Source organism: Streptomyces sp. NPDC041814 (genome assembly GCF_055590565.1).
Map to the genome: position 1 here is coordinate 162,604 of NZ_JBVJAM010000001.1, position 23,891 is coordinate 186,494.

The window sequence follows — 23,891 nt, forward strand, 5'->3', positions numbered from 1 at the left end:
GGCGGGGCGGGAAGCGGCTCAGGCGTCCGGGCCCGCGATCAGCTTTCCGCCCTCGACGCGGACCGGGACGGCGGGCAGCGGCACGGTCGCGGGGCCGTGCAGGGCCTTGCCGGTCGTGGTGTCGAAGCGGCTGCCGTGGCAGGGGCAGTGGCCCTCGTTCTTCTCGACCTTGTCCAGCAGGCAGCCGGCGTGGGTGCACTGGGCGCTGAACGCCTTGAACTCCCCCTTGGCCGGGCAGGCCACGACGACGCGCTGCTCGCGGTAGAGCTTGGACTGGCCGACGGGGATCTCGTCGGGCGTGCCGAGCTCGACGGGGGCGGTGGGGGTCGGCGTCTGGGCGTGGCCGAGCTTCGAGTCGGTCGAGCAGGCGGCGGCCCCCAGCCCGGCGACGCCCGCGAGAGCGGCGCCCTTCAGCACGGTGCGGCGGGCGGCGGGCTGGCCGGACATGCGGTCTCCACGGGTCGGGCGGTCAGATCGGGAAACCGTGCCGGGGCTGCCCGGGGCGGCCGCGGCATCGGTGACGTAACCGACGATACCGGCGGAGACGGACGCTCCCGCGCCGGGGCCGGTCGTGGCCGGTCGTGGCCGGGAACGCGGCGAGGTGGCGGCCCCGCGGAGGGGCCGCCACCTCGTACGGTGTGTCGCCGGCGTCAGGCCTTGCGGGCCCGGGCCGTCTTCTTGGTGGCCGTCTTCTTGGCTGCCGTCTTCTCGGTGGCCGTCTTCTTGGCTGCAGCCGTCCTGGCCGTCGCTGTCTTCTTCGCGGCCGGGGCGGACTTCGCGGCCTTCTTCCCGGCGGGTTTGCGCGCGGCCGGGACGGCGGCCTCGCTGACCCGGTCGGCATCCAGGATGTCCTGGAGGAACTTCCCGGTATGGCTGGCGGGGACGCCCGCCACGTACTCCGGGGTGCCCTCGGCGATGACCAGACCGCCGCCGCTGCCGCCTTCGGGGCCCATGTCCACGACCCAGTCGGCGGTCTTGATGACGTCGAGGTTGTGCTCGATGACGATCACCGAGTTCCCCTTGTCGACGAGGCCGGAGAGCACCTTGATCAGCTTGGAGATGTCCTCGAAGTGCAGACCGGTGGTCGGCTCGTCCAGGACGTAGACCGTGCGGCCGGTGGAGCGCTTCTGGAGCTCGCTGGCGAGCTTGACCCGCTGCGCCTCACCGCCGGAGAGCGTCGGCGCGGACTGGCCGAGCCGCACGTAACCGAGGCCGACCTCGTTGAGCGTGCGCAGATGGCGGGCGATCGTGGGGACGGCCTCGAAGAACTCCAGGCCCTCCTCGATCGGCATGTCCAGCACCTCGGCGATGGACTTGCCCTTGTAGTGGACCTCCAGGGTCTCCCGGTTGTAGCGCGCACCGTGGCAGACCTCGCACGGGACGTACACGTCGGGCAGGAAGTTCATCTCGATCTTGATCGTGCCGTCGCCGGAGCAGTTCTCGCAGCGGCCGCCCTTGACGTTGAAGGAGAACCGGCCGGGCAGATAGCCGCGGACCTTGGCCTCCATCGTCTCCGCGAACAGCTTGCGGACGTGGTCGAAGACACCGGTGTACGTGGCCGGGTTGGACCGGGGGGTACGGCCGATGGGCGACTGGTCGACGTGCACCACCTTGTCGACCAGGTCGTCCCCGTCGACCCGGGTGTGCCGGCCGGGCACCGACTTCGCGCCGTTCAGCTCGCGGGCCAGGTGGGTGTAGAGGATGTCGTTGACCAGCGTCGACTTGCCGGAGCCCGAGACGCCGGTGACGGCGGTCAGCACGCCGAGCGGGAAGGCGACGTCGATGTCCCGGAGGTTGTTCTCCCGGGCGCCGTGCACCGTGAGCAGCCGCGAGGGGTCCACGGGCCGCCGCACGTCGGGCACGGGGATCGACCGCTTGCCCGTGAGGTACTGCCCGGTGACCGACTTGTCGTTGGCCAGGAGCTCCTTGAGGGAGCCGGAGTGGACGACCTTGCCGCCGTGCTCACCGGCGCCGGGGCCGATGTCGACCACCCAGTCGGCGACCTTGATGGTGTCCTCGTCGTGCTCCACGACGATGAGCGTGTTGCCCATGTCGCGGAGGCGGACCAGGGTCTCGATCAGCCGGTGGTTGTCGCGCTGGTGGAGCCCGATGGAGGGCTCGTCCAGCACGTAGAGCACGCCGACCAGGCCGGAGCCGATCTGGGTGGCGAGCCGGATGCGCTGGGCCTCGCCGCCGGACAGGGTGCCCGCGGCGCGGTTCAGCGAGAGGTAGTCCAGGCCGACGTCGACGAGGAACCTCAGCCGCTCGTTGACCTCCTTGAGGACCCGCTCGGCGATCTTCTTGTCGCGGGCGTTCAGCTTGAGGCGGCCGAGGAATTCGGCGCACTCGCTGATGGACATCGCGGAGACCTCGGCGATGGACTTCTCCATCACCGTGACCGCGAGGACGATCGGCTTCAGCCGGGTGCCCTCACAGGTCGGGCAGGGGACCTCGCGCATGTACCCCTCGAAGCGCTCCCGGCTGGAGTCGCTCTCGGCCTCGGAGTGCCGCCGCTTGACGAACTGGACGGCGCCCTCGAAGGACGGGGTGGTGTAGGCGCGCTCCCGCCCGTACCGGTTGCGGTAGCGGACCTCGGTCTGGATCTTGTGGCCGTGCAGCAGGGCCTTCTTGGCGCGCTGCGGCAGCCCGGCCCAGGGGATGTCCGTACGGAAGCCGAGGGCTTCGGCCAGCGCGTTGATCTGGCGGCCGAAGTACTCCTTGGTGTGGCCGTGGGACCAGGGGTGGATGGCACCCTCGTCCAGGGACTTCTCCTCGTCCGGGACGATCAGCTCCGGGTCGACCTCCATGCGCGTACCGATGCCGGTGCAGTCGGGGCAGGCGCCGAACGGGGAGTTGAAGGAGAAGGAGCGCGGCTCCAGCTCCTCGAAGGAGAGGTCGTCGTACGGGCAGTAGAGGTGCTCCGAGTACATCCGCTCGCGCTCGGGGTCGTCCTCGGGGAGGTCCACGAAGTCGAGCACGACCATGCCGCCGGAGAGGCCGAGCGCGGTCTCGACGGAGTCCGTCAGCCGGCGCTTGGCGCTGTCCTTCACGGTGAGGCGGTCGATGACGACCTCGATGGTGTGCTTCTCCTGCTTCTTGAGCGTGGGGGGCTCGGAGAGCTGGATCGTGGCCCCGTCCACCCGGGCACGGCTGTAGCCCTTGGTCTGGAGGTCGGAGAACAGGTCCACGAATTCGCCCTTGCGCTCGCGCACCAGCGGCGAGAGCACCTGGAAGCGGCTGCCCTCGGGCAGGCCGAGGACCTTGTCCACGATGGCCTGCGGCGACTGGCGCGAGATGGGGCGGTGGCACTCGGGGCAGTGCGGCTTGCCGATCCGGGCGAAGAGCAGCCGGAGGTAGTCGTAGACCTCGGTGATGGTGCCGACCGTCGAGCGCGGGTTGCGCGAGGTCGACTTCTGGTCGATGGAGACGGCGGGCGACAGGCCCTCGATGAAGTCGACGTCCGGCTTGTCCATCTGGCCGAGGAACTGCCGGGCGTACGAGGAGAGCGACTCCACGTAGCGCCGCTGGCCCTCGGCGAAGATCGTGTCGAACGCGAGCGACGACTTGCCCGACCCGGAGAGCCCGGTGAAGACGATGAGGGAGTCGCGGGGGAGGTCGAGCGAGACGTTCTTGAGATTGTGCTCGCGAGCGCCACGGACGATGAGACGGTCGGCCACGCCGGTCCGCACCTTTCTAGAGAGAAGCGGGGGAACTGAGCCCCTGGCCCAGGGTATGGGGGGCGCCACAGCGGTGTACGAAGCTTTCGACTTCGAGCGTATAGCACGCACATTCGAATTGCGGACGGCTGAGAACTCCTTCACCCGAACGAGTGGCCGAGGCTAGGCTCGGCCCCATGACTGATCATGCGCACGACCTGGCAGCACTCCGGGAAGCGACGGATCGGCTGCTCGGAGCCACCGGAGAACTGGACGACGCGGCGCTGGCCGAGCCGTCACGGCTGCCGGGCTGGAGCCGCGGTCATGTCATCGCGCACCTCTCCCGTAACGCCGACGCGCTCGCAAATGTTCTCCGCGGCCTGCCGATGTACGCAGACAGCGAAACCCGCGACCGGGACATCGAGCGGGACGCCCCCCGGCCCCGGGCGCAGCAGCTGGCCGACCTGACGGCGAGCGCGGCCCGTTTCGTGGCGGCGGCGGCCGAGTCCGCGGACTGGTCGCGCACGGTGACCCTGCGGAACGGCGTGACGGACTCCGCGGCCCGCGTGCCCTTCCGGCGCCGCGCCGAGGTGGAGCTGCACCACGTCGATCTGGGCATCGGCTACGAGCTGGAGGACCTGCCGGACGAGTTCACCGCGCGGGAGATCGGCTTCCTGGCCGAGCGGTTCGCCGGGCACCCGGAGGTCGTGCCGACGTCGCTCGCCGACGACACCGGGCGGGTGTGGACGACCGGCGGGGGCGCGGAGGGCGGGCCGGTCGCGGTGCGGGGCACGGCCGCCGGGCTGCTGGGCTGGCTCAGCGGGCGGCGCGACGGCGCGGCGCTGACGGTCGACGGCGGCGGGCTTCCGGCGCTGCCCCCGCTATAGGCTGAGATACATGACGTACAGCGGAGCGGTCAGGGTCGGCGGGCCCGCCGACGTGCACGAGCTGACGGATCTGATGATCTCGAAGGTCGCCGTGGGCCCCATGGACAACAACGCCTATCTGCTGCGCTGCCGGAGCACCGGCGAGCAGCTGCTGATCGACGCGGCCGACGAGGCCGGGACGCTGCTGCGACTGATCGGTGACGACTCGATCCTCTCCGTGGTCACCACCCACCGGCACCGCGACCACTGGCGGGCGCTGGGCGAGGTGGTCGCGGCGACCGGGGCGCGCACCCACGCGGGGCGGTTCGACGCCGAGGGCATCGAGGTGCCGACCGAGGTCCTGGTCGAGGACGGCGACACGATCCGGGTGGGTGAGGTGGCGCTCACCGCCCGCCACCTCACCGGTCACACCCCGGGCTCGATCACGCTCCTGTACGACGACCCGCACGGGGCGCCGCACCTGTTCACCGGGGACTGCCTCTTCCCCGGCGGCGTCGGCAACACGCACAAGGACCCCGAGGCGTTCGCGAGCCTGCTGCACGACGTGGAGACCAAGCTCTTCGCGCCGCTGCCGGACGAGACCTGGGTCTATCCGGGCCATGGGCGCGACACCACGCTGGGGGACGAACGGCCCCACCTGCCCGAGTGGCGCGCCCGGGGCTGGTGAGGCGGGGCCGTCCGTCCCCGTACCGCGGCCATGGCGTGTTTCGAAAGTCCCGCCTGTCCGGCGACGCCTGGCACGCCCTAGACGCGGTCCCCGGTCTTCGCCTCGCGGGCCTCGGCCTCGGCCTTCTTGTTGGCCATGAGGCTGGTGACGGTGGTGATGATCAGCACCCCGCAGATCACGCCGAGCGAGACCGGGATGGAGATCTCGGGGACGTGCACCCCGGACTCGTGCAGGGCGTGCAGCACCAGCTTCACACCGATGAAGCCGAGGATCACCGACAGCCCGTAGCTGAGGTGGACCAGCTTCTTCAGCAGACCGCCGATCAGGAAGTACAGCTGGCGCAGGCCCATCAGGGCGAAGGCGTTCGCGGTGAAGACGATGTACGGGTCCTGCGTGAGGCCGAAGATCGCGGGGATGGAGTCCAGGGCGAACAGCACGTCGGTGGTGCCGATGGCGAGCATGACGACCATCAGCGGGGTCATGACGCGCTTGCCGTTGTTGCGGATGAAGAGCTTGGTGCCGTGGTACCGGTCGGCGACGCCGAAGCGGCGCTCGATGCTCTTCAGGAGGCGGTTCTCCTCGAACTCCTCGTCCTCCTCGTCGGCCCGCGCCTCCTGGATGAGCTTCCAGGCGGTGTAGATCAGGAACGCGCCGAAGATGTAGAAGATCCACGAGAAGTTGGCGATGACCGCGGCTCCGGCGGCGATGAAGGCCGCCCGCAGCACCAGGGCGATCAGCACGCCGATCAGCAGCACCCGCTGCTGGAGGTGGGAGGGCACCGAGAACTTCGCCATGATCAGCACGAAGACGAAGAGGTTGTCGACACTGAGCGACTTCTCGGTGATGTAACCGGCGAAGAACTCGCCCGATGCCTGGGTCTCACCGAAGACGAGCAGGCCGAGGCCGAAGAGGGCGGCCAGCACGATCCAGATGATCGTCCAGATCCCGGCTTCCTTGGTCGACACGTCATGGGGCTTGCGCCCGATGAAGAAGTCGACGGCGATGAGGGCGCACAGACCAAAGATGGTCAGCGCCCAGAGGGTCCATGAAACGTCCACTGCGCCTCCGGCAGTTCGCTACGGGCTACTGATCAGCGTCGTCGCTGCCGGAGGTCTCTTCCACCCGGGCGCGCGGGATGCGCACCGGGGCCGGCGCCCCGGGACCGGTCACAGTCCGTACTGACGGGAACGCCGCGTATGGGAGTACTCCCCTCCGCTCCATGAACGGTACAGGAAATACCAAGGAAAGGTAAAGAGAAACCTAAAGGATCTCCAAGAGTGCAGGTCAGAGGCTATTTACCAAGGCGTGACGGGACCCGGCAGCTCAGCGCCCACCGGTGCGGCGGGCTTGGGCGACCCGCTCCAGCACCTGGTCCAGGACCGCGCTCCCCGGCGGCGTCCTGGGCGGCTCGTACGTCCACGCGTGACCGACCCAGGGGTCGGCCAGATGGTCGTCCGCGACCGGGGTGACCCGCAGCAGCGAGCGCCACAGCGGGTCCAGGACCGGGCCGTACTCGGACGCCTCCTCCCGGTCCGCGACCATCATCAGGTGGACGCCCACGGACGGCCCCTCGTCGGCGAGGTAGCGCAGCTGGGTCACCGCCCGGTCGTCGAAGCCGTGCGGGAAGTCGTTGACGATCAGCAGCTGCTCGGCCGGGTCCAGGTCCGGCGGCAGCGAGTCGGCGGCACCGGCCCGGAGCGCCATCTGCACCAGGTCCACCCGCCGGGTGAGGTGGGCGAGGACCGAGGAGACGCCCTGCGCCCCGGTGGCGGGCGGCGAGGGCAGCACCCCGGAGCGGACCAGCGGGGCGAGCGCCGCGGCGGCCGATCCGGCCGGGTCGATGACATGGACCGTGAACTCGTTGGGCGGGTAGACCGCCAGCAGCCGGGACGCGTGCAGCACGGCGGTCTCCATCGCGAGCCTGCGCAGCTGGTCCGTGCCGGTCAGTGCGGCGGCCTCGGAGGCGGTGCGCCCGCTGTCGATCCACATGCCCCGCTCCAGCGGCAGCCGGACGAGGAGCGGGATGCGCAGGTCGGCGCGCTCCGGGAGGTGAAGATCGCCGATGCGCAACGCCATGGGGATCTCCATCGGCACCTGGTACCCGTGCCAGACGGGGTTGTCCCAGCCCGCGTAGGGGGCGGGGAGCGCCGGCTCCACGACGGCGGACTCGGCGTCGAGCTGGGCGAGGTCGCGGTCCAGGGACTCGCGGGCGCGGGCGGTCAGCTCGTCGCGCTTGGCGCGGGCCTCCTCGCGAGCCCTGTCGCCCGCGCCCCCGATGCGGCTGCGCGGGTCGGACAGGGTGCGCTCCAGCTCCTGGTCCATCCGGGACTCGGCAAAGTCGACGGCGCTGCGGTAGGCGGCGACGGCGCGGGCCAGGTCCTCGAACATGCCCCACACCTGGTTGTACAGGCGCTCGTCCATGGACCAGCCGGTGGCGTCCCCGGCGACGGGCTGGGCGGGCTGCCCCGGCTGGGCGGGCGGCGCTGCCGGGGGCGGCGGCGGGGGCGCGGTGGGCTGGCGGCGGGGGTGCGCGTAGTTGACCGGGGTGCCCGGGGCGGCCGGCTCCGCCAGCGGCTCGGGCTGCGGGGAGGCGGCCGGCGGGGGCGGCGGGACGGGCGGCTGCCCGTGGCCCGGCGCCGGGGTGGGCGCGTGCCTGACCCGGTCGCCCTCCGGGGTGCGGGGCGGCGGCGGGGCCACCGAGCGGGCGAGGCCGCGGGCGACCGCCTCCTGGATGGTCCCGGCCAGCTCGGCGGCCCGGTCCACGCCCTGGTCGGCGAGCATGGCCGCGAGGCCGCCCGCGTATCCCTGGCCGACAGCGCGGACCTTCCAGGCGCCCTGGCGGCGGTACAGCTCCAGGGCGGCGACCGCGGACTCGCTGTCGAGGCCGGTGAGGGTGAACGTGGCGATCTCGGCGCCGTCGAGGCCGGTGACCGCGACGAAGGGCGAGGCGACGGCGCCGAACCGGGTCGGGCCGCCGGCGCCGAGCGGGAGGGCCATCAGCACCGTGACCCGGTGGACCCCGTCGGGCAGGGCGTCGAGGTCGACGGCGAGGCGGTGGTCGGCGGCGGCCTGCCGGGAGACTTCGAGGCCGTGCAGCTGCGGCGATCCGGGGTGGGCGATCCACTCGACGCCGGCCACTCTGCCGTGCTCGTCACCGAGCGTGGCACCGGCCACGACGGGCGCCCCGGCCGATATCCGGATCTCCAGACGGGTCTGGGGCAAGGTGTGGTTCTGCCCCCGGACCAGCTCGGCCGTCATTGCCCTGTCCCCTCGACGTGTTACCGCTGGTGTTGGTGAAGTATGCGGGCAGCTCCCGGTGGCCGATGCCGCCGGGAGCTGCGCGTACCGCGATGCGGACCTCGTGGTCCGGTGTGCCGTCCTACAGGTGCGGCAGGATCGCCGGCATGAGGTCCTGGAAGGTGCGGCCGTTGGCCGGGGTGCCGATGGCGGTCATCTTCCAGCCGTTGCCCGCGCGGTGCACCTTCGCCATGATCTGCGCGGTGTACTGCCCGCCGCCGTCCAGCGTGTAGCGGGCGAGCTCCTGGCCGTTGGTCTCGTCCACGATGCGGCAGAAGGCGTTCTGCACCTCCTGGAACGTCTGGCCGGTGAAGGAGTTCACCGTGAAGACGATCTGGTCGATGTGGACCGGCACCCGCTGGAGGTCCACGAGGATCGCCTCGTCGTCGCCGCCGGAGCCGGCGCCGCCCACGAGGTTGTCCCCGGTGTGCCGCACCGAGCCGTCGTCGCTGGTGAGGTGCCGGAAGAACACGACGTCGACCGGCTGCTTGTCGGCGAACAGGACCGCCGAGGCGTCCAGGTCGATCTCCCGGGTGCGCGAGCCGAACAGACCGCGGCGCGGCGCCGCCTGCCAGCCGAGCCCCATCCGTACCGCGGTCAGGGTCCCCCCGTCGCTCTTCTGCAGGCTGATGGCCTGGCCCTTGGTCATATTGACCGTCACGCGCTGTCCCCTCTCCGCATTCCCCGCAACCGTCCTTGTGCGGTTTCCCAGCACCCTACGCAGTGGTGTCAGCCGCGCGGAGGGCCTGGGCCGTTTTGTGTCGGTCCTGCAACATGCCGCCCGGCCGCTCAGGCCAGACCGGCCTCGCGCATCTGGCGCAGCTCCTTCTTCAGCTCGCCCACCTCGTCGCGCAGCCGGGCGGCGACCTCGAACTGGAGGTCGGCGGCGGCGGCGCGCATCCGGTCCGTCATCTCCTCGATGATCCCGGCCAGTTCGGTCGCCGGGCGGTCGGTGACCGCCGCCGCGTCCCGGCCCGCCTTCCCCGCCTTGCCCGCCTTCGCCGACTTCCCGGCCGTCGCCGCCTTGCCGTCGCCCGGGACGGCGTGCTTGCCGAGGGCGGGCACGGGTGCCTTGCCCTCCTTCCCCTGGCGGTAGCCGGTGCCGAGCAGCTGCTCGGTGTCGACCTCCTCGCGCGCGATGGTGGCGACGATGTCGTTGATCTTCTTGCGCAGCGGCTGCGGGTCGATGCCGCGCTCGGTGTTGTACGCGATCTGCTTCTCGCGGCGGCGGTTGGTCTCGTCGATGGCCTGCGCCATGGCCGGGGTGACCTTGTCCGCGTACATGTGGACCTGGCCCGAGACGTTGCGCGCCGCGCGGCCGATCGTCTGGATCAGCGACGTGCCCGAGCGCAGGAAGCCCTGCTTGTCGGCGTCGAGGATGGCCACGAGCGACACCTCGGGCAGGTCCAGGCCCTCGCGCAGGAGGTTGATCCCGACCAGGACGTCGTACTCGCCGGAGCGCAGCTCGCGCAGCAGCTCGATGCGGCGCAGCGTGTCGACGTCGCTGTGGAGGTAGCGGACCTGGATGCCGAGCTCCAGGAAGTAGTCGGTCAGGTCCTCCGCCATCTTCTTGGTGAGCGTGGTGACCAGGACGCGTTCGTCGCGTTCGGTGCGGGCCCGGATCTCGTGCACCAGGTCGTCGATCTGGCCCTCGGTGGGCTTGACGACGACCTCGGGGTCGACCAGGCCGGTCGGGCGGATGATCTGCTCCACGAAACCGTCGCTCCGGGACATCTCGTAGTTGCCCGGGGTGGCGGAGAGGTAGACCGTCTGGTTGATCCGCTGGAGGAACTCCTCCCACTTCAGCGGGCGGTTGTCCAGGGCCGACGGCAGCCGGAAGCCGTGGTCGACCAGGGTCCGCTTGCGGGAGGCGTCGCCCTCGTACATGGCGCCGATCTGCGGGACCGTGACGTGCGACTCGTCCAGGACCAGGAGGAAGTCCTCCGGGAAGTAGTCGAGGAGGGTGTTGGGAGCGGTGCCGGGGGAACGGCCGTCGAAGTGCATGGAGTAGTTCTCGACGCCGGAGCAGGTGCCGATCTGGCGGAGCATCTCGATGTCGTACGTCGTGCGCATGCGGAGCCGCTGGGCCTCCAGCATCTTGCCCTGCTTCTCCAGCTCGGCCAGGCGCTCCTCCAGCTCCCGCTCGATGCCGCTGACGGCCTTCTCCATGCGCTCGGGACCCGCCACGTAGTGGCTGGCGGGGAAGACGTGGAGGGACTGGTCCTCGCTGATGACCTCGCCGGTCAGCGGATGCAGCGTGGACAGGGCCTCGATCTCGTCGCCGAACATCTCGATGCGGACGGCGAGCTCCTCGTAGACCGGGAAGATCTCGATGGTGTCGCCGCGCACCCGGAAGGTGCCCCGGGTGAAGGCCAGGTCGTTGCGCGTGTACTGGATCTCCACGAAGCGGCGCAGCAGCGCGTCGCGGTCGATCTCCTCGCCCACCTTGAGCTGCACCATGCGGTCCACGTACTCCTGCGGCGTACCGAGGCCGTAGATGCAGGAGACGGAGGCGACCACAACGACGTCGCGCCGGGTGAGCAGCGAGTTGGTCGCGGAGTGGCGCAGCCGCTCGACCTCCTCGTTGATCGAGGAGTCCTTCTCGATGTAGGTGTCCGACTGCGGGACGTACGCCTCGGGCTGGTAGTAGTCGTAGTACGAGACGAAGTACTCGACGGCGTTGTTGGGCAGGAGCTCGCGGAACTCGTTGGCCAGCTGGGCGGCGAGCGTCTTGTTCGGCGCCATGACCAGCGTGGGGCGCTGGAGCTTCTCGATCATCCACGCGGTGGTCGCGGATTTGCCGGTGCCGGTCGCACCGAGGAGCACGACGTCCTTCTCACCTGCGCGGACGCGCTTCTCCAGCTCGGCGATGGCCGCGGGCTGGTCGCCGCTGGGCTGGAAGGGACTGACGACCTCGAAAGGCGCCACCGTACGTTCGATCTTCGAGACTGGCCGCATGCAACCACCGTACGACCCGCCACTGACAACGGGCCCGGTTCACCAGTCCGCGGGCTCCACGGCGTCGCGCGGGCGGGAGTGGAAGGAGGCCGGGTCGGCGTACGTGCCGAAGCGCGGGACCTGGCGCTGGGCCGGGACACCGGGCATCCGCGCGGCGCGCGGGTCGTCCCAGTCGGGCGTGCCCATGACCACCAGCGGATCGAACATGACCACGACGGCGGCCAGCACCAGGAAGCAGGCGGGGCCGAGCAGCATGGGCACCAGCAGCGAGCCCGCGCTCTCCCCGGAAGCGTGGGCGGCGGCCGGCGCGGAGGGGTGCAGATGGACCCGGAGCGCGGCCATGCCGGTGTAGTGCATGCCGCTCACGGCGACGCCCATCACGACGCTCGCGCCGAGGCTGGGCAGGAAGCCGTGGATGGAGACGGCGGCCCACAGCGCGGCGGTCGAAGCGACGACGGCGATGACCACGGAGAGGGCGACGGTCACCGTGTCGTACTCGAACTGCCCATCAAGGCGCATTCCCGCCATGCCGAGGTAATGCATGGAGGCCACACCGAGCCCGGTGATCGTGCCTCCCGTCACCAGGGCCATGCGGGTGGCGCCCCGGTACCCGACCAGGAAGATCCCGATGCCGACCATGACGATCGCGACGGCGAGGCTGGCGAAGGTGATCGGTTTGTCGTACCCGATCGGCACCTCCTCGACGGAGAAGCCCACCATCGCGATGAAGTGCATCGTCCAGATGCCCGACCCTATGGAGGTCGCCCCGAGAGCCAGCCAGCCGGCCCTGAAGGAACGCTCGGTACGCAGTGACCGCGTGGTGCAGCGCAGGCCCAGCGCCGCACCGAGGCACGCCATCAGGAACGCCGCCGCGGGGGTCACCGCCCCGTAGCTGAAACCGTCGATTGTGCCCTGCATCCTCGTACGCCCTTCGCAGCAGCAAGCCCGGGTCAGGACGATCCCAGGGCCCGTCGTCCGGGCGCAAGGCCCGGCAGACACAACAGAAGTGCCGCATCTTATCGGCCGGGCCGACGGCAGGTGGCGAGGTCCCGAGGGGCGTTCACACGGTGGCCATCCTTCGCCTGTCCCCCGTTCGGGGACGGCTGGGACGCTCGGGCCGTCCGCAACTCTGACGCAAGGAGTCCACGTGTACGCAGGCACCGCTACCGCCTCCGTCGCCGCCGCTGCCGTCATGGGCGCCGGCACGTTGCTGATGCCGAACCCGGGCACCCCGGTGGCGGACACCCCGCTGACCCGGCACCCGGTCCAGGAGGTCGCCCCGGTCCGCCGGGCCGCCTCCGCCACGGCGGACCACCCGCGCGTCTACGCCCACCGGGGCGCCTCCGCGTACGCCCCCGAGAACACGCTCACGGCCGTGGACAAGGCCGACGCGCTGGGCTTCGACTGGGTGGAGAACGACGTCCAGCTCACCAGGGACGGGGTGGCGGTCGTCATCCACGACACCGACCTCAGGCGGACCACGAACGCCGAGGAGGTGTTCCCGGACCGTGCGCCCTGGGCGGTCAAGGACTTCACGGCCGCCGAGATCTCCCGGCTGGACGCGGGCGGCTGGTTCGGGCCCGCGTACGCCGGGACGCGGGTGCCGACCCTGCGCCAGTATCTGAAGCGGCTCGGCCGCAACGGCCAGAACCTCCTGCTGGAGGTCAAGAGCCCGGAGAGCTACCCGGGGATCGAGCGGGCGACCCTCCGGGTGCTGGGCGAGGAGGGCTGGCTGGACCTGAGCCATGTCCGGGACCGCCTGGTGATCCAGAGCTTCGGTGCCGACAGCGTGCGTACGGTGCACTCGCTGCGCCCGGACGTGGTCACCGGCTTCCTCGGCGCCCCGGCCGTCTCCGAGCTGCCCGCGTACGCGAAGTTCGCCGACCAGGTCAACCCCTCGTACACGGGCCTCTCGGGCGGCTATGTGACGGCGGTGCACGCCCTGAAGGGCCCGCACGGCAAGACGCTCCAGGTGAACCCGTGGACGGTGAACGACGCGGCGGCCGCGCGCCGGGTCGAGGGCATGGGGGTGGACGGGATCATCACGAACACCCCCGACGTGGTGCGCGCGGCCACGCGGGGCTGAGGACGCCGGGGTCCCGGTGTCAGTGGGCCGCCGTACGGTGGTGGCATGGACAGCAACGGGGTCGTCGAGTGGGCCGTGGTCGGGAGCGGCATCGGTCCGCTGATGCTGGCCGCGACGGAGACGGGGCTGGTGAGCGTCGTCTTCCACGCCCGCCCGGAGATACGGGACAGGGCGCTGGACCGGCTGCGCGCCCGGCTCGGCGCGGAGCCGGTGGAGGCCCCCGGCTCCGCGCGGCTGGCCGAGCCGGTGCGCCAGTTCAGGGCGTACTTCGCGGGGACGCTGCGCGAGTTCTCGCTCGCCCTGGACTGGTCGCTGACCGCCGGCTTCAACCGCCAGGTGCTGCAGGAGCTGGCGCGGGGCGTGCCGTACGGGGCGGTCGCCGGTTACGGGGAACTGGCCGAGCGGGTCGGGCAGCCGGGCGCGGCCCAGGCGGTGGGTGCGGCGATGGGGTCCAATCCTCTTCCTGTGGTGGTCCCGTGCCACCGGGTGGTGGAGAGCGACGGCGGGATCGGCGGCTTCGGCGGCGGCCTGGAGACCAAACGGCAGCTGCTGGCGCTGGAAGGGGTGCTGCCGGAACCGCTGTTCTGACCGGTGCCGTCAGGCCGGGCCCGGGTCCGCGTCCGGCCGGTGCGCCACCAGGACCGGCTGGAAGAAGCCCGTGGCCTCCGGCTCGTGCCAGGCGGGCTCCGTCAGACCGGCCCGCCTGGCGAATCCGGTGAGCTGGTCCTGCCCGAGCGCCCAGTACGAGGTGCGGCGCGTGCGCACGTCCCAGGCATCGTCCCCCTCCGCCGCGGGACGCAGCTGGAAGTGCTCCAGGTCGTAGCGCTCGCCGTCCGGGCGCCAGTGCCACAGCTGGAAGGTGACGACCCGGCCGTCGGCCTCCTCCCTGACCTGCGGCGGCGTGGACGCGGGCCGCTCACGGCGCAGCCGGTCGTACGGCCGGGTGGAGAGCAGCAGTACGCCGCCGGGGCGGAGCACCCTGCACATCTCGCGGAGAGCCGCCGCCACCTCTTCCGGGGTGAGCAGGTGCGGCAGCGAGTTGTCCGCGCAGACGACGACGTCGAAGGAGCGGTCGGCGAAGGGCAGCCGTGTCATGTCGGCGGCGGTCGTGGTCAGGTCCAGGCCGCGCGCGGCCCCCTCCTTCGCGGCGCGGGCCGCGGCGGCGGGACTCAGGTCGCTTCCGGTCACCCGGTGTCCGAGCGCGGCCAGGCCCAGCGCCTGGGTGCCGATGCCGCAGGCGCAGTCCAGCACGTCGTACGGGGCGCCCCGGCCGAGCGCGGCGGCGATGAGGCCGGAGAGCGCGGCGGCCTGGCGCTCGATGCTCGCCTGCCAGTCGGCGTACATGAGGTCGTAGTCGGAGGCGAGGTCGTCGTAGAAGTCACGTACGGAGGCGGCGGGTTGACGGGGCGAGGAAGGCATGGGCCGACCTTAGGCCCCGGTGTGCGGCTGCTGACGGGCAGTTTCGCGCCACCGGCCGGGGCCGCTCACGTTTGAGTCCCGCCCACCCGCGACAGGGATGTGGACATGTCACTCAACGCGCCCCCCGACACCACCCCCTACGCGCCGGTCCTCTCCGCCGAGGTGCGGGCCGCCCTCACCGCGCACCGGCCGGTCGTCGCCCTGGAGTCGACGATCATCGCCCACGGTCTGCCCCGCCCCCGCAATCTGCGGGTCGCCGGTGAGCTGGAAGGGCTCGTCCGGTCCGCCGGGGCCGTGCCCGCGACCGTGGCGGTGCTGGACGGGCGGGCGAGGATCGGTCTGGACAAGGCCGAGCTGGAACGGGTGGCCGAGGACCCGGGGATGCGGAAGCTGGGCCACCGCGACCTCGCCCCGGCACTGGCTTCCGGGGCGAGCGGGGCGACGACCGTTTCGGCGACCGCCTTCCTGGCGGCCCGGGCCGGGCTGCGGGTCTTCGCGACCGGCGGGCTCGGCGGGGTGCACCGGGGCTGGACGGAGACGCAGGACGAGTCGGCGGACCTCCGGCTGCTGGCCCGGACCGGGATCACGGTGGTGTGCGCGGGCGTGAAGTCGATCCTGGACGTCCCGGCCACGCTGCAACGGCTGGAGACGCTGGGCGTCGGGGTGCTCGGCTACGGCACGGCCACGTTCCCCGGCTTCTATCTGAGCAGTTCGGGCGAGCCGGTCGACTGGACGGTGACCTCGCCCGGGGAGGTCGCGGAGGTGATGCGCGCCCAGGACGCGCTGGGGCCCGAGGCCGCGCTGATCGTGGCCAACCCCGTACCGGAGGACGAGCAGCTGGACCCCGGGCTGCACGACCGGGTGCTCGCCGAGGCGCTGGCGGCCTGCCGGGAGCGGGGGGTCACGGGGCAGGCCGTCACACCGTTCCTGCTGGACCATCTGGTGCGGCACACCGGGGGCGCCTCGCTGGAGGCCAATCTCGCGGCGGTCCGGGGCAATGTGGCGCTCGCCGCCCGCATCGCCACCGCCTGGACGGCGCGGTGAGCGGCGGCCTCCTCGTCGTCGGGGACGTGGTCACCGATGTGGTGGCCCGGCACGGCTCGGCGCTGGCCCACGGCACGGACACGGCCGCCGTGATCCGGACCCGGGCGGGCGGCGCGGGGGCCAACGTGGCCTGCTGGGCGGCGCGCGCGGGCTGCCGGGACGTGCGGCTGCTGGCCCGGGTGGGCGCCGATTCGGCGGACTGGCACCGCGGGCTGCTGCGCCGGGCGGGGGTGCGCGGGCTGCTCGCGGTGGACGAGGAGGCGCCGACCGCGACCGTGGTGGCCCTGGTGGACGCCGCCGCAGAGCGCACCTTCCTCACCGACAGCGGCGCGGTGCTGCGGCTCTCTCCCGAGGACTGGTCGCCCGCGCTGCTCGACGGGGTCGCGCACCTCCACCTGTCGGGCTATCTGCTGTTCGCCGACACGAGTCGGGCGACGGCCCTGCTCGCTCTGCGGGAGGCCGCACGGCGGAACGTTCCGGTGAGCGTGGACCCCGCATCGGCGGGCTTCCTGGCCGGTCTCGGCGTCGACCGGTTCCTCGCCCTGACCGAGCGGGCCGGCCTGCTGCTGCCCAACGCGGACGAGGCCCGGCTGCTCACCGGACTGCCGGAACCGGCGGACGCGGCCGCCAAGTTGAGCATGCCCGACCGCCGGGTCGTCGTGACGCTCGGCGAGGGCGGGGCGCTGCTGGCCACCGGGGGCACGGTGACCGGCCGGGTCCCGGCCCAGCCGGTCGGGCGGGCCGTGGACTCGACCGGGGCGGGCGACGCGTTCACCGGCGGCTTCCTCGCGGCGCGGCTGGCGGGCGCGGGCGACGCGGCGGCCGCGGCGGCGGGTTGCCGGGCGGGGGCGGAGGCCGTCGCGACGGTGGGCGGGCGGCCGCCGTTGCCGGGCGAGTGAGACGCGGCGCGGCGCGCCCGGGTCGCAGCCGGACCGCACGCCTCACCGCGGCCCTGACGGCACGCCCCACCGCAGCCGGACCGCACGCCTCACCGGCGCCCGGACCCCGCGATCACCGCAGCCCCGTCCACGCCGGGTGCCCCGGATCGTCCGCGCGCACCACCGCGTCCGCGCCGGCGGCGGGCGCCACCTCGTCCTCGTACCGCTCGAAGGCGGGCAGGGTCCACAGCTCGTCCTGCGCCGTGCGCCGCCGCAGCGCACCCGCCGAGAGGCTCAGGTGGACGGAGAGGTCGAAGGGGAACCAGTGCCCGAGCAGCAGCGGGCCGTGCAGGATCAGCACCCCGCCCTCCGGCAGCCGGTGGTACGGGCTGCGGGTGGCCCGGTCCGTCTCCGGGTCCCACAGGTCGGGCAGCACCCGTCCGCTGCCGCCCGGTTCCAGCGGGCCGAACACCTCGCGCCACAGGGCGCCGGTGTCGAACCAGCTGCCGAAGTACGAGTCCGGGTCCCGTTTCCCGTACTCGTACCGCAGGCTCGCCGGCCGCAGGAATCCGGCGGTGGAGACGGGGAGCACGGCGCGGCCCCGGAGCCGCAGCGCCTCGGCGACCGCTTCGGCCAGGTCGCCGGGGCGGGCGGCCGGGGCCCCGTCGACGGCGATCTTCAGCCAGGGTCCGCCGTCGGCCGGTTCCAGCGCGTCGGCGTGCCCGGCGAGCGCGTCCGTCAGCCGTTCCCGGGTGATCGCTTCGAATCGCACCCGTCCATCATCGCGCGTCCCGCCCGGTGGCCGGATGCCGGAATACCGCCGCGGGAACCCGCCGCCAGGTTTACGGTCGGGGCCATGGATCTTGAATTCGCCCGTAAGTTCGCGGCGCGCTGGCAGGACGACTGGAACTCCCACGACCTGGAACGCATCCTGACGCACTATCACGAGGACGTGACCTTCAGCTCCCCCATGATCGCGCGGTTCACCGGCGATCCCTCCGGGACCGTGCGCGGCAAGGACGCCCTGCGGGCGTACTGGGCCCGCGGGCTCGAACTCATCCCGGACCTGGAGTTCGAGGTGATGGACGTCCGGGCGAGCGTCGACACGCTGGTGATCGACTACCGCAACCAGATCGGCGGCCGGGTGTACGAGGTGCTGACCCTCCGCGACGGGCTGGTGATCGCCGGGCTCGGCGCGTACGGGGAGACACTCGCCCGCTGACCTCGGCGGGCGGTGTCCCCCGGGGTGTCACTCCCCCGGCCCGCAGTCCACCGCGTCGGCGTCGTCGGAGAGTTCGCTGCCCTCGGGCAGCAGATAGGTCACCCAGAGGACTACCGGCTCGGTGCCCAGGTTGCGCCCGATGTGACGGTGCTTCTTCCCCGACGGTTCGATGAACGACGTGCCTGCGGGGGACACCTCGACCGAGCAGTCGTCCAGGGTGCGGGTCAGCGTGCCGGACTTCACGACGGCGATCAGCTGACCGCTGTGGGTGTGCCAGCCGGTGGAGCCGCCCGGCTCGATGGTGATCGTACGGAAGGTGACGTCCGCCCGGCCCTTCGGCGCCGTCACCTTCAGCTTGCCCGCCGAGGTGCCCTTGGCCACGACGGTCGCGGTCACCCCGCTGCCGGGTGTGGCTCCGGCCGCCGTCGGCACGAACGCGAGCGCGGCCACGCACCCCGCGACGACGAACGCCCTGCCCCACCGGCTCTGCCGCACCCGCTGTACGCCGTTCCCCATGGGTCTCTCCTGTCTCGCATGTCACGGACATCTCAAATGCCCGGACGCTACCCGGAAGAGGACCGTCGGAATCACGCCACCGGCATCCGGCCCAGCCCGGCCGGCCGGCCGTCAGACGCCGCGCAGCTCCCTGGCCAGCGCGCTGTCCCCGTGCACCTCGATCCGGCCGTCCCCGACCGCCTCCGCGAACGTCGGCTCGCCGCGCCCCAGCGCGAGGCACAGTTCCGCGTCGAGGACGATGCGCGCGTCGGCGTCCGCGGCGGGCCCGTCCCCGTACACCGGCTCACCGGCGCCCACCTCGCCCGTGCGGATGTGGAACTCGCCCTCGTCCAGACGGACATCGAGCACGCCCGTGGCCGCCCCCTTCAGGGCGCTCAGCAGCGGGAGCGCGAACCAGTGGGCCCGGACCGCGTCCGTGGGCCGCCGCTCGGCCAGTGCGGGGGCGCCCCACTCGGCGAGCGCGGCGAGGACCGGCAGCAGTCCGTGCCCGCGCGCGGTGAGCGCGTACACCGTGGCGGCGGCCGGGGGCGGAAGCCTGCGGCGGGTGACGAGGCCGTTCTGCTCCATGTCCTTGAGCCGGGAGGCCAGGACGTCCGTGCTGACGCCGGGCAGGTCGGCGTGGAGGTCGGTGTAGCGGCGGGGACCGGCCAGCAGTTCACGGACGATCAGCAAGGTCCACCGGTCGCCGACCGCGTCCAGGGCGCGGGCGCCGGCGCAGAACTGGTCGTAACTCCGGCGGCGGGCCGGGCGGGTCGCTGGCTGTGGCTGACGTGGCATGCGACGCAGTCTAGACATGTTGTTGGACTTTCCAAGCCCGAGCTTGGTAAAACCAAGTATCGCAATCGGGTCGGGGAGGCACCGCATGGAATTCCGCCAGTCCAGCAAGCTCAACGAGGTCTGTTACGAGATCCGGGGCCCCGTCATCGAGCACGCCAACGCCCTGGAGGAGGCGGGTCACAGCGTGCTCCGGCTCAACACGGGCAACCCGGCCCTCTTCGGCTTCGAAGCGCCGGAGGAGATCGTCCAGGACATGATCCGGATGCTCCCGCAGGCCCACGGCTACACGGATTCGCGCGGCATCCTGTCCGCCCGGCGTGCCGTGGTCCAGCGCTACCAGGCGATGGGCCTGACCGAGGTCGGCGTGGACGACGTCTTCCTCGGCAACGGTGTCTCCGAGCTCATCTCGATGGCCGTCCAGGGGCTTCTGGAGGACGGCGACGAGGTGCTGATCCCGTCCCCGGACTACCCGCTGTGGACCGCGGTCACGACGCTGGCCGGCGGAAAGGCCGTGCACTACACGTGCGACGAGGCGTCCGACTGGAACCCGGACGTCGCCGACATGGCCTCGAAGATCACCGACCGCACCCGGGCCGTCGTGATCATCAACCCCAACAACCCGACCGGCGCCGTCTATCCGCGCGAGGTCCTCTCGGACATCCTCGACCTGGCCCGCAGGCACGGCCTGATGGTCTTCGCCGACGAGATCTACGACCAGATCCTGTACGACGACGCCCAACACCACAGCGTGGCGACGCTCGCCCCGGACCTGGTCTGCCTCACCTTCAGCGGGCTCTCGAAGACGTACCGGGTGGCCGGGTTCCGCTCCGGCTGGATGGTGGTGTCGGGCCCGAAGCAGCACGCCCGCAGCTATCTGGAGGGGCTCACGATGCTGGCCTCGATGCGGCTCTGCCCCAACGCCCCCGCCCAGTACGCCATTCAGGCCGCGCTCGGCGGCCGGCAGTCGATCCGGGACCTGGTGGTGCCCGGGGGCAGGCTGTACGAGCAGCGCGACCGCGCCTGGCAGAAGCTGAACGAGATCCCGGGCGTGTCCTGCGTGAAGCCGAAGGGCGCGCTGTACGCCTTCCCGCGCATCGATCCGAAGGTGCACCCGATCGTCGACGACGAGAAGTTCGTCCTGGACCTGCTGCTGCGCGAGAAGATCCAGGTCGTCCAGGGCACCGGCTTCAACTACCCGCGCCCCGACCACTTCCGCATCCTGACCCTGCCGCACGCGGACGACCTGGACGCCGCGATCAGCCGGATCGGGCGGTTCCTGGCGGGGTACCGGCAGTGAGGCCCACGGGGCCCGCCGAATGAGGAGCGGGCCCGGGGGCGTAGCCGGCCCCCGAGCCCTGTGATTGCCGCCTGCATCGCACGCCGGCACGTTTAAGGTCCCGTATCAGTTTTATGTCGTCGCGTCCTGCCTTTAGACGACCGCGGACCGAAGCTCCACGGGCCGGAGTCGAACCGGCATCTCGACGCCCACGGGCACGGGCCCGTTTGATCCGGCGATAGGCGGCGCATGCTGAGCCTGGAGCGAGAGTCTGAGATTGATCACGGTCTGCCTCTGCCAGTTGGGCCACCCCGGCCCGCATCCGCGCTGAGCGCGGAAGTGCCGGGGGGAGGACTCGAACCTCCACCGGAACCGCTTCGTCACGACAAACTTCAGTTTCAGCTTTGCGCTCCTCGCGCACCCCGACGGCTTCGACCGCCGCCGGGGGATCCATGGTCGGTCACCCGAAGAGGTAACCGAAGACGGCGTCACCCACCCTCCGGTCCGTGACGTCCACGCCGTTGGCCTCCTCGCGGGCGAACTTGACGGCCTGCTGGAGCTTCTCGACCCGGTCGAGCAGTTCGTTGACCCGGCGCGCGGGCAGCGCCCCGGAGAACTTCACGGTCGTCCAGTAGCCGATCGGCACATCCTCGTAGTACACCTCGACCTGCGCCGGGTGCTTCTCGGTGGCCTCCGCCTTCACGTGGTTGCGGGGCACCTTCTTGGTGCGCAGGGTGCGGACCGGCTCGGTCTTCCAGGCGTCGGTGGACGGGTCCTGGGCCCACGCCTCGGAGGCGTCGAGCACCGGCAGCTTGCGGACGAAGGTGTTGACGTCGACGAGCTGCTTCTCCAGGAAGAGCAGGTAGGACACCGGTACGCCACTCACGAGGACGCGGCCGTCGACGGTCACGTCGGCGCGGGCCTCGCAGTTCGCCCAGTCCTTCGTGGCGGTCACGTCGAAGAGTCGGGTGAGCGTCTTCGCGGTCTCCCGCAGCACGTCCTCGGCCTTGACCTGCACCGGCGTCGACTCGGGCGGCAGCTGCTCGCCCTCCTCGTCCTTCGGCTGGTAGGTCCGGGAGATCCCGGCCAGGAGTCCGGCCTTCTGAAGGCCGTGATGGGCCGCCGTCAGGTCCTGGTGTGCCTTGGACTTGACGCCCTTCTCCACTGCGATGATCTGATTGAGTTTCGCCACGTCCAGGAAGCTAGCAGCGCCAACGACACCTGGGCCAAGGGTTTTCCGGTACGGCCGGCGCCCTTCCGCGCGCCGGTGCGCGCCCGCCCGATCGGGTGGTTTCCGGGTGACGCCCGGCTTCCGCCGCCCTCCGCCGGGGCCCGCTTGCGACAGTGAGGCCCGCGCGATTGCGCCTCCCCCGTCTCCGGATCGAAGGGCTCCCCCATGCCTCTCCTGTCCCGCACGGCCGCCGCGAGCGACCCGGCCGGTACCCCCGATGACCCTCACCGCCCGCGCAGGCGGGCCGCACTCGTCGCCGCCGCGGCGGGGCTCGCCGTCCTGGCGGTAGGCACGCCCGTCGCGTACGCCACCCTCGGCTCGGGTGCCTCGCCGGAGCCCCGCCCGGCGGTGGCGGAGGCCGTACGGGGGAAGGACTACATCGAGACCCGGCTGCTCTTCGGCACCGAACGCCCGGACGGCGGCCCGGTGGTGACCGACCGGCAGTTCCTCGCGTTCATCGACGAGGAGGTCACCCCGCGCTTCCCCAACGGGCTGACCATCCAGGACGGCCGGGGGCAGTGGCGCGACTCCCACGGCGTCATCGAGCGCGAGCGCAGCTACGAGCTGACCCTGCTCTACCCGGCCTCCGAGGCCCGGCTGCGCGGCCGCCAGATCGAGCGCATCCGCGACGCGTACGAGAAGGCGTACGCCCAGGACTCGGTGGGCCGGCTGGAGGAGCGGCTGACGGCGGACTTCTGAGGGCGGCGCGCTCCCGCGCAGGGTGTACGGGGGCCGGGCCGGCCCGGTCACGTCACGCGCCGGCCGCACGGGGCCGGGCCAGCACCCTGGCCGCCGCGTGCGCGCCCGCCACGGCGGCCGGGAGGAGCGCCAGCCCGAGCGCCGCGTCGCGGGCGCCGCCGACCGGGATGCCCGCCGCGCGCAGACGGCGCAGCGCCCAGAGCGAGTACGGGATGACGACGGTCGGCGAGGTGGCCACGCCCGGGGTGTAGCCCCCGTACGCCGCCGACTGGGCCAGGTGCACCACCCCGTGGAGCCCGAATCCGGCCAGGACGGTACGGAAGAACGGGCTGCGGCCGCCCGTGCGCGCCCCGTCGGCGGCGGCCGCCGCGATGAGCACGCCCATCAGGCCGATGGCCGCGTTCACCTCGCGCTGCGAGAGCTCCGCCCGGTCCCATACCCGGTCGGGCACCCACGGCAGGCGCTTCTTCAGCCGCGGCCGCGCGGTCCGGTGCCAGCCCGCCATGGTGGCGATCTCCTCCAGGTCGTTGACCGCCCAGGCGGCCAGCAGCCCCCAGGTCACGGCTGCGGAAACCCCGGAGTCCCGGTCGTCCTTCATGAGCGTCCCCCTGTGTGTCGTGTTCCGGTGACCGGTCTCAGCCTATAATGCAACGCAACGTTGCGTTGCACTTTTTTCCGGAGCCGCCATGCCCACCCCTGCCCCGCACCCCCGCCCCGGGAAGGGCCCCCGCGCCGCCGAGGCGATCTTCGACGCCACACTGCGGCTGCTCGCCGAGCGCGGGTACGCGGGGCTCGCCATCGAGGCCGTCGCCCAGGAGGCGGGGGTCAACAAGACGACGATCTACCGCTGGTGGCCGTCGAAGGCGGCGCTGCTGCGGGCGGCGCTGCTCCGGGCCCCGGTGCTGGACATCGACGTCCCCGACACCGGTTCGCTGCGCGGGGACCTGATCGCCCTCACGGAGCAGGTGGCCGCCCTGGTCACCGGCGTACGGACGCGGGCGGTCGTGCGGGCCCTGGCCTCGGGGACGGGACCCGCCGACGACGACCTCGGCGCGCTGGCCCGGGATTTCTTCGCCGACCGGTTCGCGCGCGAGCAGCCGGTGTTCGAACGGGCCGCCGCACGCGGGGAGCTGCCTCCGGGGGCCGACCCCAAGCTGCTGCTCGACCTGATCACCGGGGCCGTGTGGGTGCGGGCGGCGCTCCGGAACGAGCCCGTGCCGGCCGGGTTCGCCGCCGCCGTGGTCGACGCGGTGCTGCCGGCCGGGTGCGGAGGTTGAG

23 protein-coding genes and 1 tRNA gene are annotated in these 23,891 nt (G+C 72.1%); 10 read left to right on the forward strand and 14 right to left on the reverse strand.

What is annotated here, in order from left to right:
- Positions 1–18 precede the first annotated feature (18 nt).
- Both ACZ6C6_RS00780 and uvrA read right to left on the reverse strand, forming a co-directional pair.
- Positions 19–447, reverse strand: coding sequence for a Rieske (2Fe-2S) protein (locus ACZ6C6_RS00780; protein ID WP_469197727.1), 429 nt, complete (start codon positions 445–447; stop codon positions 19–21).
- A 203-nt stretch (positions 448–650) separates the two neighbouring features.
- Positions 651–3,677: an excinuclease ABC subunit UvrA gene (gene uvrA, locus ACZ6C6_RS00785; protein WP_469197729.1), complete on the reverse strand. Its 3,027-nt coding sequence runs from the start codon at positions 3,675–3,677 to the stop codon at positions 651–653.
- Between the two features lie 176 nt (positions 3,678–3,853).
- On the opposite strand from uvrA, the gene ACZ6C6_RS00790 reads away from it, so the two are divergent.
- Entirely contained in the window at positions 3,854–4,543 is a 690-nt protein-coding gene (locus tag ACZ6C6_RS00790; RefSeq protein ID WP_469197731.1) for a maleylpyruvate isomerase family mycothiol-dependent enzyme, read from the forward strand.
- A gap of 10 nt (positions 4,544–4,553) precedes the next feature.
- Positions 4,554–5,210, forward strand: coding sequence for an MBL fold metallo-hydrolase (locus ACZ6C6_RS00795; protein ID WP_469197733.1), 657 nt, complete (start codon positions 4,554–4,556; stop codon positions 5,208–5,210).
- A 77-nt stretch (positions 5,211–5,287) separates the two neighbouring features.
- On the opposite strand, the gene ACZ6C6_RS00800 is transcribed toward ACZ6C6_RS00795, so the two are convergent.
- The 5 genes from ACZ6C6_RS00800 to ACZ6C6_RS00820 form a co-directional block, all read right to left on the reverse strand.
- A complete protein-coding gene (locus ACZ6C6_RS00800) occupies positions 5,288–6,268 on the reverse strand; it encodes a TerC/Alx family metal homeostasis membrane protein (protein WP_469197735.1) in 981 nt (326 codons plus the stop codon).
- 265 nt (positions 6,269–6,533) lie between these two features.
- Positions 6,534–8,468, reverse strand: coding sequence for a TerD family protein (locus ACZ6C6_RS00805; protein ID WP_469197737.1), 1,935 nt, complete (start codon positions 8,466–8,468; stop codon positions 6,534–6,536).
- Between the two features lie 121 nt (positions 8,469–8,589).
- Positions 8,590–9,168, reverse strand: coding sequence for a TerD family protein (locus tag ACZ6C6_RS00810; RefSeq protein WP_361029331.1), 579 nt, complete (start codon positions 9,166–9,168; stop codon positions 8,590–8,592).
- A gap of 128 nt (positions 9,169–9,296) precedes the next feature.
- Entirely contained in the window at positions 9,297–11,465 is a 2,169-nt protein-coding gene (gene uvrB, locus ACZ6C6_RS00815) for an excinuclease ABC subunit UvrB (RefSeq protein WP_469197739.1), read from the reverse strand.
- Between the two features lie 39 nt (positions 11,466–11,504).
- Positions 11,505–12,383: an MHYT domain-containing protein gene (locus ACZ6C6_RS00820; protein WP_469197741.1), complete on the reverse strand. Its 879-nt coding sequence runs from the start codon at positions 12,381–12,383 to the stop codon at positions 11,505–11,507.
- 229 nt (positions 12,384–12,612) lie between these two features.
- On the opposite strand from ACZ6C6_RS00820, the gene ACZ6C6_RS00825 reads away from it, so the two are divergent.
- Together ACZ6C6_RS00825 and ACZ6C6_RS00830 are read left to right on the forward strand one after the other, a co-directional pair.
- Complete coding sequence (locus ACZ6C6_RS00825) at positions 12,613–13,551, forward strand: glycerophosphodiester phosphodiesterase (protein WP_469197743.1); 939 nt, start codon at positions 12,613–12,615, stop codon at positions 13,549–13,551.
- A 45-nt stretch (positions 13,552–13,596) separates the two neighbouring features.
- Positions 13,597–14,139 carry a methylated-DNA--[protein]-cysteine S-methyltransferase gene (locus ACZ6C6_RS00830; RefSeq protein WP_469197745.1) on the forward strand — a complete coding sequence of 181 codons (543 nt, stop codon included), beginning with the start codon at positions 13,597–13,599 and terminating at the stop codon, positions 14,137–14,139.
- Between the two features lie 9 nt (positions 14,140–14,148).
- Here ACZ6C6_RS00830 and ACZ6C6_RS00835 read toward each other — a convergent pair whose 3' ends face one another.
- Positions 14,149–14,970, reverse strand: a complete 822-nt coding sequence (locus tag ACZ6C6_RS00835) for a class I SAM-dependent methyltransferase (protein WP_469197747.1) — start codon at positions 14,968–14,970, stop codon at positions 14,149–14,151.
- A 105-nt stretch (positions 14,971–15,075) separates the two neighbouring features.
- Between ACZ6C6_RS00835 and ACZ6C6_RS00840 the strand changes: the two genes are divergently transcribed.
- Positions 15,076–16,014 carry a pseudouridine-5'-phosphate glycosidase gene (locus tag ACZ6C6_RS00840; protein WP_469197749.1) on the forward strand — a complete coding sequence of 313 codons (939 nt, stop codon included), beginning with the start codon at positions 15,076–15,078 and terminating at the stop codon, positions 16,012–16,014.
- A complete protein-coding gene (locus ACZ6C6_RS00845; protein ID WP_469197751.1) occupies positions 16,011–16,913 on the forward strand; it encodes a carbohydrate kinase family protein in 903 nt (300 codons plus the stop codon). Before ACZ6C6_RS00840 ends, ACZ6C6_RS00845 begins: the two co-directional genes overlap by 4 nt.
- A 112-nt stretch (positions 16,914–17,025) precedes the next feature.
- Here ACZ6C6_RS00845 and ACZ6C6_RS00850 read toward each other — a convergent pair whose 3' ends face one another.
- Positions 17,026–17,664: a nucleoside/nucleotide kinase family protein gene (locus ACZ6C6_RS00850; RefSeq protein WP_469197753.1), complete on the reverse strand. Its 639-nt coding sequence runs from the start codon at positions 17,662–17,664 to the stop codon at positions 17,026–17,028.
- 84 nt (positions 17,665–17,748) lie between these two features.
- Here ACZ6C6_RS00850 and ACZ6C6_RS00855 point away from each other — a divergent pair, with 84 nt between their 5' ends.
- Positions 17,749–18,114 (forward strand): nuclear transport factor 2 family protein, encoded by a 366-nt coding sequence (locus tag ACZ6C6_RS00855; protein ID WP_469197755.1) that lies wholly within the window; start codon positions 17,749–17,751, stop codon positions 18,112–18,114.
- Positions 18,115–18,141: 27 nt separating this feature from the next.
- Here ACZ6C6_RS00855 and ACZ6C6_RS00860 read toward each other — a convergent pair whose 3' ends face one another.
- Positions 18,142–18,630, reverse strand: a complete 489-nt coding sequence (locus ACZ6C6_RS00860; protein WP_469197757.1) for a cupin domain-containing protein — start codon at positions 18,628–18,630, stop codon at positions 18,142–18,144.
- 111 nt (positions 18,631–18,741) lie between these two features.
- Entirely contained in the window at positions 18,742–19,407 is a 666-nt protein-coding gene (locus tag ACZ6C6_RS00865) for a winged helix-turn-helix transcriptional regulator (protein WP_469197759.1), read from the reverse strand.
- 85 nt (positions 19,408–19,492) lie between these two features.
- Between ACZ6C6_RS00865 and ACZ6C6_RS00870 the strand changes: the two genes are divergently transcribed.
- Entirely contained in the window at positions 19,493–20,704 is a 1,212-nt protein-coding gene (locus tag ACZ6C6_RS00870) for a pyridoxal phosphate-dependent aminotransferase (protein WP_469197761.1), read from the forward strand.
- A 319-nt stretch (positions 20,705–21,023) separates the two neighbouring features.
- Here ACZ6C6_RS00870 and ACZ6C6_RS00875 read toward each other — a convergent pair.
- Positions 21,024–21,110 (reverse strand) — tRNA-OTHER (locus tag ACZ6C6_RS00875).
- 33 nt (positions 21,111–21,143) lie between these two features.
- The gene (locus tag ACZ6C6_RS00880) at positions 21,144–21,875 is read right to left on the reverse strand and encodes a DUF7873 family protein (protein ID WP_469197763.1); all 732 of its coding nucleotides are present in this window, start codon (positions 21,873–21,875) and stop codon (positions 21,144–21,146) included.
- A 204-nt stretch (positions 21,876–22,079) separates the two neighbouring features.
- Between ACZ6C6_RS00880 and ACZ6C6_RS00885 the strand changes: the two genes are divergently transcribed.
- Positions 22,080–22,613: a DUF3574 domain-containing protein gene (locus ACZ6C6_RS00885; protein WP_469197765.1), complete on the forward strand. Its 534-nt coding sequence runs from the start codon at positions 22,080–22,082 to the stop codon at positions 22,611–22,613.
- Between the two features lie 52 nt (positions 22,614–22,665).
- On the opposite strand, the gene ACZ6C6_RS00890 is transcribed toward ACZ6C6_RS00885, so the two are convergent.
- The gene (locus tag ACZ6C6_RS00890; RefSeq protein ID WP_469197767.1) at positions 22,666–23,211 is read right to left on the reverse strand and encodes an HXXEE domain-containing protein; all 546 of its coding nucleotides are present in this window, start codon (positions 23,209–23,211) and stop codon (positions 22,666–22,668) included.
- Between the two features lie 88 nt (positions 23,212–23,299).
- On the opposite strand from ACZ6C6_RS00890, the gene ACZ6C6_RS00895 reads away from it, so the two are divergent.
- The gene (locus tag ACZ6C6_RS00895) at positions 23,300–23,890 is read left to right on the forward strand and encodes a TetR/AcrR family transcriptional regulator (protein WP_469197769.1); all 591 of its coding nucleotides are present in this window, start codon (positions 23,300–23,302) and stop codon (positions 23,888–23,890) included.
- The last annotated feature ends 1 nt before the right edge of the window (position 23,891 follow it).